Annotated in this window: 10 protein-coding genes; 3 read left to right on the plus strand and 7 right to left on the minus strand. The window is 58.7% G+C overall.

The genetic code is table 11. The annotated features are described in order from the left end of the window. The first annotated feature begins 240 nt into the window (after positions 1–240). Positions 241–2,559 carry a helix-turn-helix domain-containing protein gene (locus HOP44_RS22345; protein WP_246370038.1) on the plus strand — a complete coding sequence of 773 codons (2,319 nt, stop codon included), beginning with the start codon at positions 241–243 and terminating at the stop codon, positions 2,557–2,559. Here the strand turns inward: HOP44_RS22345 and HOP44_RS22350 are convergent. From HOP44_RS22350 to HOP44_RS22365, 4 genes are all read right to left on the minus strand, one after another. After that, positions 2,556–3,578 (minus strand): glycoside hydrolase family 130 protein, encoded by a 1,023-nt coding sequence (locus HOP44_RS22350; protein WP_172257555.1) that lies wholly within the window; start codon positions 3,576–3,578, stop codon positions 2,556–2,558. The two genes, HOP44_RS22345 and HOP44_RS22350, sit on opposite strands and share 4 nt — an antisense overlap. Positions 3,579–3,755: 177 nt before the next feature. Further along, the gene (locus tag HOP44_RS22355; RefSeq protein ID WP_172257557.1) at positions 3,756–5,360 is read right to left on the minus strand and encodes an extracellular solute-binding protein; all 1,605 of its coding nucleotides are present in this window, start codon (positions 5,358–5,360) and stop codon (positions 3,756–3,758) included. 38 nt (positions 5,361–5,398) lie between these two features. Then, positions 5,399–6,310 carry a carbohydrate ABC transporter permease gene (locus HOP44_RS22360; RefSeq protein WP_172257559.1) on the minus strand — a complete coding sequence of 304 codons (912 nt, stop codon included), beginning with the start codon at positions 6,308–6,310 and terminating at the stop codon, positions 5,399–5,401. A gap of 32 nt (positions 6,311–6,342) precedes the next feature. Continuing rightward, the gene (locus HOP44_RS22365) at positions 6,343–7,293 is read right to left on the minus strand and encodes an ABC transporter permease (RefSeq protein WP_172257561.1); all 951 of its coding nucleotides are present in this window, start codon (positions 7,291–7,293) and stop codon (positions 6,343–6,345) included. A gap of 429 nt (positions 7,294–7,722) precedes the next feature. Here HOP44_RS22365 and HOP44_RS22370 point away from each other — a divergent pair, with 429 nt between their 5' ends. Together HOP44_RS22370 and HOP44_RS22375 are read left to right on the plus strand one after the other, a co-directional pair. Beyond that, positions 7,723–10,689 carry an alpha-mannosidase gene (locus HOP44_RS22370; protein WP_172257563.1) on the plus strand — a complete coding sequence of 989 codons (2,967 nt, stop codon included), beginning with the start codon at positions 7,723–7,725 and terminating at the stop codon, positions 10,687–10,689. Positions 10,690–10,882: 193 nt separating this feature from the next. Next, complete coding sequence (locus HOP44_RS22375) at positions 10,883–12,175, plus strand: glycoside hydrolase family 125 protein (RefSeq protein WP_172257565.1); 1,293 nt, start codon at positions 10,883–10,885, stop codon at positions 12,173–12,175. A gap of 376 nt (positions 12,176–12,551) precedes the next feature. Here HOP44_RS22375 and HOP44_RS22380 read toward each other — a convergent pair whose 3' ends face one another. From HOP44_RS22380 to dagF, 3 genes are read right to left on the minus strand one after another with little or no spacing between them, the layout of a single operon-like run. After that, the gene (locus HOP44_RS22380; protein WP_172257567.1) at positions 12,552–13,268 is read right to left on the minus strand and encodes a GntR family transcriptional regulator; all 717 of its coding nucleotides are present in this window, start codon (positions 13,266–13,268) and stop codon (positions 12,552–12,554) included. Between the two features lie 9 nt (positions 13,269–13,277). After that, positions 13,278–14,294, minus strand: a complete 1,017-nt coding sequence (locus HOP44_RS22385) for a sugar kinase (RefSeq protein ID WP_172257569.1) — start codon at positions 14,292–14,294, stop codon at positions 13,278–13,280. Next, positions 14,287–15,072 carry a 2-dehydro-3-deoxy-phosphogluconate aldolase gene (dagF, locus tag HOP44_RS22390; protein WP_172257571.1) on the minus strand — a complete coding sequence of 262 codons (786 nt, stop codon included), beginning with the start codon at positions 15,070–15,072 and terminating at the stop codon, positions 14,287–14,289. Before dagF ends, HOP44_RS22385 begins: the two co-directional genes overlap by 8 nt. Between the last annotated feature and the right edge of the window lie 2 nt (positions 15,073–15,074).

A 15,074-nucleotide genomic window follows, 5' to 3' on the forward strand; every position in this document is an offset into this window, starting at 1 on the left:
GTTAAGCCCTCTAGCGCCGATGGTACTTGGACCGCAGGGTCCCGGGAGAGTAGGAAGCTGCCAAGCCGAAAAGAAAAGCCTTTACCGCAATTGCGGTAAAGGCTTTTTTGTGTTTTAAACTCAATGATTAAGTACAGTGAAACGAAGGCTTAAGAGCATATCCCTCTAGTAAGAATAAAGATATAACGTTATAATGTTTAAAAAAGATCATAATAAACGGCAAGGGAGCGAAAGCAAACCATGAAACGTCGAATGCAGGCTTTATACGGATCCCGGTTCGTTTTTCGGGAACGATGGAATGCCGTGAAGTCCAAGCTCCTGTTCCGGTATGCGATTTCTTATATCCTGGCCTTTCTGATTCCGCTGACGGCTCTTACCGTCTTTGTATATGATAGCGCTGTCAAAAATCTGCGCTCCGAGATCGAACAGTCGAAAATCAATCAGTTGAACCAGGTCAAGCTGACGATCGACGATCGGATGAACGAGCTGCATGCTTTGGCCAGCCGGATCTCCTACGATGAACATCTAACTCCTTATATGCTGGATCATCCCCTTTACGTCCAGGAAGCGATTCAAACATTGGCCAACTATAAAGCGAACAACAGCATTGTCGAAGACCTGCTGCTGTATATGCACAACGATTCATTGATTTATTCTTATCGCGGATTGGCTGACTTGGATGTGGTGTTCAACAAAGAATATCGTTTTGAAAACTGGACCTCGGAGCAGGTGCGCCGCAATCTGAATGAAATCGACCAGCCGCTTATCCGGGCCGCGGAGATGGTCAATCGATATTCGCGGCAGGAGCCAATGCTGACGTATATCGTACCGATCAAGACCAATGATCCGTATCCGTACGGAGCGGTTGTGTATTTAATGAAAGAATCCAAATTGACCGGCGTGATGGACTCCATTTTGAACGATGTGAACGGCAGCAACTATATTTTTAACGAAAAAGGTGAAGTGCTGACGACCAACAGCCGCGGGACGGAGACGCCGGGCGCGGAATGGAATACGCTTGCCGAGCTGGAGCCGGGCATTCACAGCATGACGTTGGCAGGGGAGAAGCAGTCGGTCGTATCCGTCAAATCGGAGGAAAACGGCTGGACGTATGTCATGGCGATGCCAAGCCACCAGTTTTTTGGACGGGTGGCGCATGTGCAGACGCTGATCGCGATCGTCTTCGCCCTTGTCGTGGTCACGGGCAGCCTGGCGGCGATGATGCTGGCCCGGCGGCAGTACCATCCGGTCAAGGATCTGATGGAGTTCGTCGGGATCCAGAGCGGAGCGGCAGCCAAAGCGTCGAACGAATGGGATTCGATCCGGCAGACGATCCGCGAGTACAATGCGAGAATCGATATGCAGCAGCCGTTCGTGCGCAACCAGTGCCTGCTGCTTCTGCTCAAGCACGGCCGTCCGGAAGATAAGGAAATGATGCGGACGATCGACGGGCTCGGACTCGGCTTTGCGGGCGGTCAAGGGCGATATCTCACGGCGATCCTGTCCTGGAACGAGCCTTCGGAGGGACGTCACATTTCGGAAGAACGGTATGCGGTGCGGGATGCGCTCAGTCATTTCGTGGTAGAGGGTACCGGGGCGCGCGTGTTCGGGGTGGAATTTTCCGCCGTCGACCAGCTTGCGCTGGTGATTGCCCTGGAAGAGCAGGAAGGGGACGAACCGCTGCAGGAGAGAGTCGCGCGTACGATCGAAGCGGTTCGGCTGCTTGCGGTCGACGGGCTGCAGTCCGTGCCGCATATCGGGGTCGGGTCGGCTTACGCCGATCTGGACTCGCTGAACCAGTCTTTCGTGGAAGCGGCGACGGCGCTGGAACACCGCAAAATGAACGGACGCGGGCAGGTCACGTATTTCGAACAGCTGGCCGGGCCGGAGCAGGCGGAGGAGGGCAGCTTCTGGATCTCGCGCAAACTGATTCTCAAGCTGGATCAGAGCCTCAAGCAGGGCAGCGCGCTTGTAGCGGTACGCATCTTGTCAGATATTATGGATACGCTCAAAAAAGAACCGCTGTCCGCGCCGCTGCTGCGCTGCATCTGCTTCGACGTGCTGAACTCGCTGCTTCGAACGGCGTCGGAACTTGGCATGAGGGAAGTGTTTGCGGATATTTCGGTCCTAGCTTCTTTTGAAACGTTGGAAGAACTGGAGAGCCGCCTGCTGTCGCTCGCTTCCGAGATCTGCGCGCAGGTTGAGCGCAATACGGAAGAGACGCGCGACACGCTGATCGATGACATCGTAAAAGACGTGGACGACCGATTCTCCGATTATACGCTGAGCCTGGAACATCTCGCGCTGAAGTATTCGGTATCCACGTCTTATTTGAGCCGCAGCTTCAAGGAAAAGACCGGGTTGAATTTCTCGCAGTACATGTGGCGACGCCGCGTCGAAGAAGTGATCCGGCAGCTCGAGACGACCAGCGCTCCGTTAAAAGAAATCATCGAGCAGGTCGGCTATCTGGACGCCCCCAACTTCATCCGGCGTTTCAAAAAAGAAATGGGTTACACCCCCGGGCAGTACCGCAAACAGAAAGCGTCGAAAAGGGCTTAAGTCCGCTCGGCCTGCTCCAGCAGATGCCCTACCAATTCGTCCACGGGCACCGTCGCCAGCGCGATCGCCGTGTCCGTGACCCCGTAGTAGATGTACAGCAGGCCGTCTTTGACGATATTGCCGGTCGGGAACACGACGTTGGGAATCTGGTAGCCGAATTTTTCGTAATACGTTTCCGGTTCCATAATAGGCTCCCAAGTACGGGCAAGCACGATCTCCGGATTGTCCAGATCGAGCAGCAGCGCGCCTACGCGGTAGACTATGTCGTCGTCCACGCCGTGATACAGCACGAGCCAGCCGGCGTCGGTACGGATCGGGGGCGTAGAACCGCCGATTTTGCGGGATTCCCAGGAAGGATTCTCCGCTTTGGCCAGCAGCTTCGGCTCGTCCCAATGGATAAGGTCGTCGGAGTAGGTGATCCACATCGCCGCTTTCTCCGTGCCGTAGGCTTCGCCGACGTATTCTTCGGGACGGCGCAGCAGCACGAAGCGCCCGTCGATTTTTTCGGGGAACAGGATGTTGTCGCGGTCGTTGATCTCGAGCGGCGTCGTGTCGGCGACGAATTCCCAATCGGTCAGGTTATCCGACTTGGCGATCGAAGAGCGGGTCAACCAGTGGCCGGGCTGTTCGCCCCAGCCGTCGGGATAAGTCGGGATCGAACGCTCCGGGATGCCGGTGCCGGTCGGGTAATAGCTCATCGCGCAGGGGCGCAGGGCATAGTTCATGTAGAACGTGCCGTCGATCTTGACGACGCGCGGGTCCTGCACGCTGCCGTACGGGAAGCCGAGCTGATCGGGCGTCAAGATCGGTTCGTCCTTGACGTGGGTAAAATGCACGCCGTCTTCGCTTTCGAGCAGCCCCAGGTAGTTTTTGCACGGCGTCAGCGATCCGGCGGTACGTTCGATCATGTAGAATTTGCCGTTGTCGGCGATGACGGCGGGATTGAAGACGGTCGCTTTGCGCCATTCGTACAGGCCGGGCACGACGATCGGATTGTCGGGATGTCGGGTGATTTTCATGGGAAGAGAGACCTCCTGATTCAAAAATAGGCTAAAAATTCAAGCCGGCCGCGCTGACACGCGGCCGGCTTGAGCACGTTCGGTTCAAGGCAGGAAAGGCGTACCGTACAAGGCATGAACGCCCGAGGTGACGACTAAGAATTTTTTTCGCAAGCCGATTGAATGCTCGACTGCGGATCAGCTGGCTTTCCAGCGATCGTAGGCGGCTTGATTGATTTCTTTGACGCGATTCGCGCCCATCTTGTTCAGCGTCTCGACATAAGCGTCCCAGCCGCTGATCGGCTCGGCGCCCGTAATAAACTTCGCTTCCATCTGCTTGACGTAGGTGCTGAGGTCGGAGTTCAGGCTGTTGATCTCGGACTGTTCTTCGACGGTCAGGAACAGGGCCGGGAACGGCGCACGCGCTCCGTTGTCGAGCAGTTTGGTCTTGGTTTCTTTTTCTACCCAGAGATCGAAGTCGTTCTTGAGGCCTTTGGTGATGTCGTCCATCGAGACGGTCGGAGCCGGGATGCCGTAGTTCGGTGTGAGCGTGGAACGGTATTCTTCCGAATCTCCGCCGCCCGGAACGGGCAGGGCTTTCTTGGTGCGGTCCGCCTCGTTCTCATACTCCCAGAGTGTGCCTTCCGGTCCTTTGTTGAACAGCAGCGCACCCTCGTAGGAATACAGGTAATCGACCCAGCGCATCGAAGCTTCCGGATACGGATTCGTTTTGGTGATGGCAAAAGCGCCTGTCGTGATGCCGCGGTTCTTGGCGATGGCCGCTTTGTCGACGTATTCGCTGCGAACCGGCAGGAACATCGGATCTTTGTCGGACGGCTCGCCGCCTTTGGTCATGTAGGCATGCCAGTCGGAGAAGAGGCCCAGCTGGTTGTTTTGGCCTTTGGCTTTTTTCTGTTCGCCGGTCTGCGAGAAGCTTTCCGGATCGAGCAGGCCGTCCGTCCACAAACGGTTCATATACTCGAGATACTGCTTGTAGCCTTCTTCGACCGGCGTGTAATGCACCACGTCGCTGTCGTCTACATAGATCTCTTCTTCATAGATGCCGAAAGCGCCCAGCAGCCAGGTCCGGATATCCCGTACATTCGCGGCCGAAGTCGTAACGGAAGAAATCGGAATCTCGTCCGCTTTGCCGTTGCCGTTCGGATCTTCTTCCTTGACCCGTTTGAGGTAATCGTAGAGTTCTTCCGTCGTTTCCGGCAGCTTGTCGATCCCGAGGGCTTCGAGGAATTCGCCGTTGTACCACATCGGGTTGCGATACCAGTGCTGGCTGAACTCGACAACCGGCAGCGAGTAGATATGGCCGTCCGGCGCCGTAATCGATTTGCGTACATCCGGGTACTCGTCGAGCAGCGCTTTGAAGTTCGGCGCGTATTCGTCGATCAGGCCTTCGAGCGGAATCAGCACGCCCTGCTCGCCGTATTTGAGCTGCTCCGAAGGAGTCAGGCCGGCGGCGTAGAACACGTCCGGGTAATCTTCGCTGGCGAAAACCAGGTTCTTTTTCGTATCGAAGCTTTCTTTGGGCGCATTCTTGTATTCAAAAGAGACATTCGACTTTTTTGCCATCTCCTGCAGGACGACCATGTCTTCCCAATTCTGAATCCCGACGTCCGGCGCCATCATGGTGAGTTTGATCGGGGTCTCGACAATCGGGAAACCTTCCTTGCTGACCGTCACTTTTTCCGCGCTGTTGGCCGCTTCGTCCGAGCCTCCGCAGCCTGCCAGCAGCGAGGCGCCCAGCCCTCCAACCATCAGCAGCTTCCAGGCTTTGCTTCGGATGTTCATGGTAAATCCCCCTCTTTTTTAAAATGGATAATTGCAGCTTAACCCTTGACCGAACCCACCATCACCCCCTGTACGAAATAACGCTGCAGGAACGGGTAGACGGCGATGATCGGAAGCGTCGAGACGACGATTACGCCGTACTTGATCAGCGAGGCGGTCTCGGCTTTGGAGTTCATGGCCTGCGCGATGTCTCCGCTGATCGCCGCCCCCGTCGTTTCCGCGGACATTTCCTGCAGCACGAGAATTTGGCGCAGCACCATCTGGAGCGGATATTTGTCTTCGCTGTTCAGGTAGATCAGCGAAGGGAAGTAGCTGTTCCAGTGCCCGACCCCGTAGAACAGGGCCATGACCGCGATGATCGGAGCCGAGAGCGGCAGCACGATACGCCAGAACAGCTTGAGGTTCGTACAGCCGTCGATATGTGCGGCTTCCTGCAGTTCTTTGGGAATCGCGGATTGGAAAAAAGTACGGGCGACCACGATATTCCAAACCGAAGCGGCAGCCGGCAGAATGAGCGCGCCCATTGTGTCGATCAGGCCGAGATTTTTGACGACGAGATAAGTGGGAACAAGACCCCCGCTGAAAAACATCGTCAGCAGGATAAAAGCCATAAACCAACCCCGGCCGAAAAAGTCGGACCGGCTCAGCGCATAGGCCGCGGGCAGGGTGACAGCCAGATTGAGCAGCGTGCCGACGAGCGTATAGATGATCGTGTTCAGGTAGCCGTTCCAGATCTTCGGATTGTTGAACACCAGCTCGTAGCCGGCCCAGGTGACGTCTTTGGGGAACAGCCACATCTGCCCGGAGTTGACCGCCTGCGGACTGCTGATCGAAGCGCTGAGAATGTAGATGAGCGGATACAGCACAATGAGAAGCGCGACGGACAGGTAGATATAGGTACAGATCAGGAATACCTTGTCGCCTTTGGACTCTTGGATCGCTGTGATCATGGGGTCTCTCCTTTCAGGGTACGCTTAACGGACTACCATAAACTGTTCTCGCTCGTACGGCGGGCGATCCAATTGACCGTCACCAGCAAAATGACGTTGATGACCGAGTTGAACAATCCGACGGCGGTCGAGAAGCTGTACTGCGCGTCGACGAGTCCGGCTCTGTAGACGTAGGTCGAGATCACGTCGGACGACTCCAGGTTGAGCGAGTTTTGCAGCAGCAGGATCTTTTCATAGCCGACGGTCAGGATATTGCCCATGTTGAGGATGAGCATAATCGTAATCGTAGGCAGGATGCTAGGCAGATTGATATGCAGCACCCGCTTGAATCGGCTCGCTCCGTCGACGATCGCCGCTTCGTGCTGCTGCGGATCGACTCCCGACAATGCGGCCAGATAGATGATGGTGCCCCAACCGGTACTCTGCCAGACGCCGGAGAGCACGTACATGGTCTTAAACCAGGCGGGATCGGTCAGGAACTGCGGAGCATTGAAGCCCAGCGCTTCGATCAGCATCACGATCATGCCGTTGCTCGGCGAGAGGAACGTGATAATCATGCCCGCCATGACAACGACAGAGATGAAGTGAGGCGCATAGGTGACGGTCTGGACCGTTTTTTTGAACTTACCGTTGCGGACTTCGTTGAATGCCAGTGCCAGGAGGATCGGCAGCGGGAATCCGATAGCCAGTTCATAGAAGCTGATACTGAAGGTGTTCCAGATCAAATCCCAGAAATAGTAGGAATTGAAGAAGCGTTCGAAATGGTCGAAACCGACCCATTCGCTTCCGGTGATTCCGCGGGAAGGCACGAAATTTTTAAAAGCAATCTGGATGCCGTACATCGGTGCGTAATGAAAAATAAGGAAGTACAGGACGGCCGGCAGCATGAACAGATACAGCTCCCAGTTGCCGAGGACTTGTGCGCGTCTCGAAGGTTTCTTCAGAAGCGGAAGCTCGGCGCCGGGCGATTTGGATGCCTTCATGGATTTCCCCCTTCTATGGCGTGTATGCCGAATGCGGTTCGGACCGCCGATGGAGGCGGCCGGCAGATGGGCGTTTGCGTCTGCTTCAGACTTGATGGATAACGCTTACAAGACCAAGCTTAACGAAGCCCGGGGAGCACCGTAAATATGTGTATTGCGCATTGTCATTTCCGAAAAGCCGACAAACCGCGCAGCGAAGGGCTTTTTTGCCTGAAAAAGAACCGCGATGTCAGATCGGCCGCAGGGCGGAATGTGTCGAATATGAGCCGGAAGCGGCAGCGAAAATTCCACATATTGCGCTCCCGACGCGAGTATGACAACATGTCTAGCGTAAAGGGAAGCCTGCAAAACCTACAGCAAAACGAACCGAACAAGCCCGAGACGCAGCAAGGCAGCCCATAGAAGCGAGACCTAAGGAGGACGTTGTCCATGACTCGAAAAACCGCCCATATCATCTCCCACACCCATTGGGACCGGGAATGGTATTTGCCGTACGAATCGCATCATCTGCGCTTGACGACCTTGATGAACCAACTGCTGGATACACTGGAGCAGGACGGGCGTTATCGATATTTCCATCTCGACGGACAAACGATTATCATCGACGATTATCTGCAGATTTACCCGGATCAAAGAGAACGGTTGGCCAAGCTGATCCGCGAGGAAAAGATTATTATCGGACCGTGGTACGTGCTGCAGGACGAGTTCCTGACCAGTTCGGAAGCCAACGTGCGCAACCTGCTGATCGGCCACCGCGAAGCGGCCCGCTGGGGTCCGGTGTCGAAGCTCGGCTATTTCCCGGATTCGTTCGGCAATATGGGCCAGGCGCCGCAGCTGCTGAAGCAGGCCGATATCGAAGCGGCCGTGTTCGGGCGCGGCGTCAAACCGACCGGCTTCGACAATCAGGTGAGCGACGCGCCGGGGGAATACGAGTCGCCTTATTCGGAGATGAACTGGGAGTCGCCGGACGGTTCGAGCGTCGTCGGCGTCCTGTTCGCGAACTGGTACAGCAACGGCAACGAGGTACCCGTCGGCGAAGAAGAAGCGCGGACCTATTGGCAGCGGAAGCTGGCGGACGCGGAAAAATACGCTTCGACGCCGGAGCTTCTGTTCATGAACGGATGCGATCACCAGCCGGTCCAGACCGATCTCGGCGACGCGATCGAGACCGCTTCGGCGCTGTATCCGGATATCGACTTCGTACATTCGACGTTCGACCGGTATCTGGAATCGCTGGCCAAGCATGAGCGGGGCGATTGGGTGACCGTGCACGGCGAACTGCGCAGCACCCGCACCGACGGGTGGGGAACGCTCGTCAACACCGCTTCGGCCCGCGTCTATCTGAAGCAGTTGAACCAGACCGGGCAGACGCTGTTGGAAAAAGGAGCCGAACCGCTCGCCGTCATGGCGAAGCTGGCCGCCGGGCAGGATTATCCGCACGAGCCGCTGGCTTACGCGTGGAAGACGCTGATGCAGAACCATCCGCACGACAGCATCTGCGGCTGCAGCGTCGACGAAGTCCACCGCGAGATGGTGACCCGCTTCGACAAGAGCCGGCATATGGCCGAAGCGCTGATCGACGAGAGCTTGAGCGCGATCGGCGCTTCGATCGGAACCGATGCGATCGAAGCGTGGCCGGAGAACGCGCGGCCGGTCGCCTTGTTCAATACGACGGGCTGGACGCGCAGCGGCGTCGTGACCGTCGAAGTCCAGGCGGCCCGCGTCGACTTCCGGGAAGGGCCGTCTCCGCACGGCATCGCGGAGCAGCTGGATGCCCTCCCGCTCGGCCCGGGGCGGGTCGTCGATCCGCAAGGGCGCTTCGTGGCGGCGCGGATCGAAGATCTCGGCGCGCAGTTCGGCTACGACCTGCCAGGCGACGGTTTCCGCGTGCCTTATATGGCGCGGACCTTCCGATTGACGTTCGAAGCGGCCGACGTGCCGGCGCTGGGCTACAAGCTTTATGCCTGGGTGCCGGAGACAGGCACGGGCGCGGCTTACGGCGAGGCGGCCGGAGCCGTCGAAGCGGGAAACGATCGCCGATTTGACGCGGGGCAGCCGTATGCAGCCGGGGGATCCGCCGAATCCGATTCGGACGAAGTCGTCTCGACGCCGCAGGGGATGGAAAATCAATTTCTCGCCGTCCGCTTCGCGGAGAACGGCTCTTACACCCTGACCGACAAAATCACGGGCCGCTCGTTCGAGAAGCTTGGCGTGTACGAGAACTGCGGAGATATCGGCAATGAATATGTATTCCGTCAGCCGGAAGGCGACCGCATTTTGACGACCGAAGGCCTGCAGGCGAGCATTGCGCTTGTCGAAGACGAAGCCTATCGCGTGACGTACGAGATTGTACACGAATGGGAAATTCCGATCGGGGCGGAGGCGCTGTTCGAAGACGAGAAGCGCAGGCTCGTCCCGTTCCTCGAACGCCAAGCCGGACGTTCTTCGAAAACGACGATGCTGACGCTGACGACGCGGGTCTCGCTGGAACGTTCGGGCCGCGGCGTGCAGGTGTCCGTGTCGCTCGACAACCAGGCGCGCGATCATCGGCTGCGGGTCCTGCTGCCGACCGGCCTGCGGACACAGGCCGTTCTGGCCGACTCGATCTTCGAAGCGGCGGAGCGGGACATCGTGCCCGCCCCGGAATGGATCAACCCGAGCAACGCCCAGCATCAGCAGGCGTTCGTGAGCCTGTCGGACGGTACGCATGGCTTGACCGTCGCCAACAAAGGGCTGAACGAATACGAAGCGCTGCAAGACGGCACCGGAACGATCGCCGTAACGCTGCTGCGCAGCGTGTCCGAACTCGGCGACTGGGGCGTGTTCGAGACGCCGGAAGCCCAATGTATCGGCAAACATACGCTGGAATACGCCGTCTATCCGCATTCCGGCAACGTGATCGAATCCGGCGCGTTCGCGCAGGCTTACCAATACCAGGTGCCGTGGTTCCACCGGGCGCTGGCACGTCAAGGCGGTCCGCTGCCGGCCGAATACCGGATCCTGAGCTGGAGCGGCGAGCATCTGGCGCTGTCCGCCCTCAAATTGTCCGAGGAACACGAAGACGTGATCGTGCGCTGGTACAATCTGTCCGGGCAGGAGACGACGCTTGGATTCCAGCCGAACTTTGCCGCCGGCGCTGTATACGGCAGCGATATTCTGGAACGCCGGCATGGGCCGGTCGCGAAGAGCGGTCAGCCTATAGCGGCAGCGCAGTCCGAAGCGGCTGGCCGGAGTAAAGAAGCGGGTCAGAGCGAATCGAAGCTGTTCGATCGGCAGGCCGCCGGCCAAGCCGAACCGTCTAACGACGGCAGCCGGGTCGAAGCGGCGGTCGGAGCGGCTAAGATCGTGACGTTCGCGCTGGAACCGCTCGCGTCTCCTTACTCGCGGAATCGATAAAGTCATCGCGGAATCGGCTTTGAGCCGCCGATCCGGAAGTATGCAGGGCACAGTCCTCATACGACGACCCTGTACTTCTATTTAAAGTCCGGCGCCGTCTCTTTCCGTCATCCTTTTCCAATATCCATTCCAGCCATTCGTCGCAGCAATCGTATGAACACCCATCCTTTACTTTGAGCAGGAGGCATTTTCCATGAGTACGATTCCCAAATTGCCAGGCGCGGTCGAGCGTTACCTCGAACAGACCGATCAACGGCTTGCGCATCATCCCAAGCTGCAGCAGGTTTTCCGGAACTGTTTTCCCAACACGCTTGAGACAACTACCAAACTGCTGGACGACGGCACGACGTTCATCTATACCGGCGACATTCCGGCGATGTGGCTGAGAGATTCCGTGGAGCAGGTCCGGCATTACATTCCGCTGGCCAAAGACGATGCCGACCTGCAGCGGATCATCGAAGGCCTGATCGCCCGGCAGATGTTCTATATCAATATCGATCCGTATACGAACGCGTTCAACGAGACGGCCAACGGCCGGCATTACCGCGATTCCGACGACTGCGAGCTCAGTCCGTGGATGTGGGAACGCAAATACGAGCTGGATTCGCTGTGCTTCCCGGTGCAGCTGCTGGCGCAGTATTGGCAGGAAACGGGGCGGACGTCCATGTTCGACACCGACTGCTACCGCGCGCTCCGCACGGTCGTCCGCGTGATTGCGACCGAGCAGCGCCACGACGACAAATCGCCGTATTACTTCCGCCGCGACACGAAGCAGGATACGGAGACGCTGTACAACGACGGACGCGGCATGCCGACCAACTATACCGGCATGAGCTGGTCCGGCTTCCGCTCCAGCGACGACGCGTGCGAGTTCGGCTATAACATCCCGGCGAACATGTTCGCCGTCGTGATCCTCGGCCATATCGAGCGAATCGCGTCGGAGATCTACCGGGATGAAGAGCTGGCCGGCCGCGCCGCGAAGCTGATCAAGGAAATCAATTTCGGCATCCAGCGCTACGGCATCGTCGACCATCCGAAGCACGGCAGAATCTATGCGTTCGAGACCGACGGCTACGGCAATTATTCGCTGATGGACGACGCCGGCACGCCGGGCCTGCTGTCCATTCCGTACATCGGCTATGCCGGCACCGACGATCCGGTCTACCAGAACACCCGACGGTTCGCGCTCAGCTTCGACAACCCGTTCTATTTTGAAGGCAAATTCGCCAAAGGCATCGGCAGCCCGCACACTCCGGGAGGCTACGTCTGGCATATGGCGCTGTCCATGCAGGGCCTGACGTCGAACGACGATCAGGAGATCAAAGACTTGATCGAAATGCTGCTCGCCACCGACGCCGGTACCGGCTATATGCACGAAGGCTTTCACCCCGACGACCCGAGCGTTTACTCGCGCGAATGGTTCGCCTGGTCCAACAGCCTGTTCGCGGCCCTGATTGTAAAAGCGATGGAAAAAGAGCTGGTCTGATCTCGCTTAACGTGACCGGCTGCGCCGTATCCGCACCTAAAAAGACCACGCTTTCCGCGTATACCGGAAAGTCGTGGTCCTCTTTTGATCTTAATCTTTTGATCTTAATCTTTTGATCTTAATCTCTTAATCTTAATCTCTTAATCTTAATCTCTTAATCCCTTGATCTTATGATCGTACTTTCTCGATCTCAGTCGCTTTCAAGCTTGCGCGACCTGCACTCCCCTACCACGCGGAGCGAGTCCTTTTCGAACCGGAGCGCCTTTGCCCTTTCCCCTTTACCTGCTGTTCTTATTCCAATCAAAAGGGGAAAGGACAACGAAGCGCAGGTCGAAAAGGACTCGCGGTTTCCCCGAAAAGGACTCGCGGTCCCCGCCTAAACTTCGTAATAAACCACATACGGATGCATCCCGTCCCGGTAATAGCCTTCGCTGTATTCCGCAGCGCTCCCGGTCTCGTCGTGGGCGAGCCGGACCCGCTTCAGCAGCACCGCGTCTTTTCCCGCCCCGAGCGCTTCGGCCGCCGCGGCCCCCGGCGAACCGACCGAAAATTCGTCGCGCATCCGCGCGATGGCAATGCCCTGCTCTTCGAGCCAGCCGTACAGCGACTGTCCTTCGAGACCCGGCTGCGCCGGATCGTCTTCCGCGTGCGCGGGCAGATAATGCGTGTAGTGGATATACGGCGCGTCGTCGAGCGAATAGAGCCGTTCGATACGCAGGCAGGACGCGCCGAACAGGTCACGCAGCCGGTCGTCGCTCCCGGTAGGAACGATTGCGGCGTCCAGCACTTTTTTGTCGATCCGGTGGCCTTCCTCGACCAGGATCTCGGTAAACCTTTTCCAGGTGAACCGTTTGGAAGCGGACGTATTGCGGACGACCCGGGTGCCTTTGCCGCTGCTGGTCTCCAAATACCCTTCCTGCACGAGCAGTTTGACCGCGCCCCGGACCGTAATCTTGCTGACCCCGAACTCCTCCTCAAGCTTGGGCTCGGGAGGGAGATAGGCGTCGAGCGGATACTGGCCGTGCAGGATGCGGTCTTTGAGAATCCCGTGGATTTTCAGGTACAGCGGTTGTTTGGTGCGGCTTGTCGCCATGGTTCGTTCCTACCTTTCTATGTCGCCGGATCCTTCGTTCATGGCCCGGAAGATTTGGGCTTCCGAGGAGAACGGCGTGTCGCCCGCGATCGTGTGCGCCAGCATCGAGGCCGCCGCGGCGAAGCGGACTGTCCGGTCGGCCGGAAACTCCGACAGTTCCCCGTGCAAAACGCCGCTCGCATACGCGTCGCCGGCCCCGATGCGGTCGTAGACGGGGAACGTGAGCCGGTCGGAGAAATGAAATTCGCCTTCCCGGTACAGATAGCCGAACAGCGAGTGCCGGCCGTCGCTTTCGATGCCGCGGTGCGTGCCGGCCAGCACGGCCGTGCCGTACCGCTCCTCAACGAGAGGCATCAACGTCTGCAGCTGCTCCAGCCGGTCTCCGCCCGGAACAGGCAGTCCCAGCACGTGGATCGCGTCGTTCTCGTTCATGAAGACGATCTGTGCCAATTGTAACATTTTTTCATACCAGGGGCGCGCCTGCGCGTAGCCGTCCGCCCCCCACAGGCCCGGCCGGTAATTGCAGTCGAACGCGACGGTGCCGCCCGCCGCGCGCACCGCTTCGGCGAACCGCAGCGCATTGCGCCGGACCGTATCGTTCATGGCGAGGGCGATGCCGCAGAAATGGACGACGTCTGCCGCACGGGCCGCTTCGTCGAACGGATACGCGCCTTCGGCGGCCGTGTTGAAGCTGCTCTGCTGCCGGTTCGTGTACGTGACCCGTCCGGGCCGCGCGCCGAAGCCGGCTTCCAGAATGTACATGCCCAAGTAAAGCCCGTCGCGCCGGATGTAATCGGGCAGCAGCCCGAGCTTGCGCAGATTGGCTTCCGCCGCGTCTCCGACCGGATTGTCCGGCAGCGTCGTGACCGGCAGCGCGCGGTGGCCGAAGCGCGAGAGCGCCGACAGCACGTTGACGCCGCTGCCGGAATAGGACACCTGCAGCGTATCGGTCTGCGACAGCAGGCGGTAACCCGGCGTCTCCAGCCGCATCATCACTTCGCCGAAAGCCGCGACGCTTCTAGGCATGATCGTCGACCAGCCTGCGCATGACGGCCAGCAGCCCGGCCACGTCGGCCACGATCGTATCGCCGCTCGCTTCGTCGACGATCGAGGAATAGACGTGCGGAATCACCTGCGGCACGCCCGCTTCGAGCGCAATGCGCAGAATCTCTTCGAAGTTCTCTTTGTCGATGCCGCCGGTCGGCTCCAGCGCAAAGCCTTCTTCGCCGCACGCCTGCGCGACCGCGCGGTATTCGGCTTCGAGCGACAGCCCTCTCATCGGGAAATACTTGAGCGCATTCCCGCCCATATCCCGCACGAGCGCGATCGCCGCTTTGACCGGTACGATTGCAGGATCCGAAGCGGCGGCGCTGAACGGACCGGTGGAGAGGTTCACGTAACCCGGCCGTCCCGAAGGGGAGACGAGGGCGTTGATCCAGCCCGGCGCGCCGCCCAGATTCGCGCGCGTCGCGCCGACGGCCGGAAATACCTGGTTGATATGGCTGCCGGCATATTCGCGCGCGATCTCGGCCACGACCTGCGCCTGCCGGTTGTCGCCGGCCCCGAGCCCGATCGAGACCGCGTCGTCGATCGCCCGGCCGTATTCCCGCATCGCGGCGACCGCTTCGGGCACCGTCTTGTAGGCTTTGGACAGCACGCCGACCAGCACGTGGCCTTCGGCCGCTTCGAACACGTCCCGCGCGTTGTCCACGCTGCCCGCCAGCACGTTCAGCGCCGCCCGCCCCCGGTACAGGCGCTTCGCGATCGCACTGCCTTGTTTCGTCAACTTTCCGTGTTCGCCCATGC

Origin of the sequence: Saccharibacillus deserti (assembly GCF_013618475.1) — a bacterium.
GTDB classification, from domain to species: Bacteria; Bacillota; Bacilli; order Paenibacillales; family Paenibacillaceae; genus Saccharibacillus; species Saccharibacillus deserti.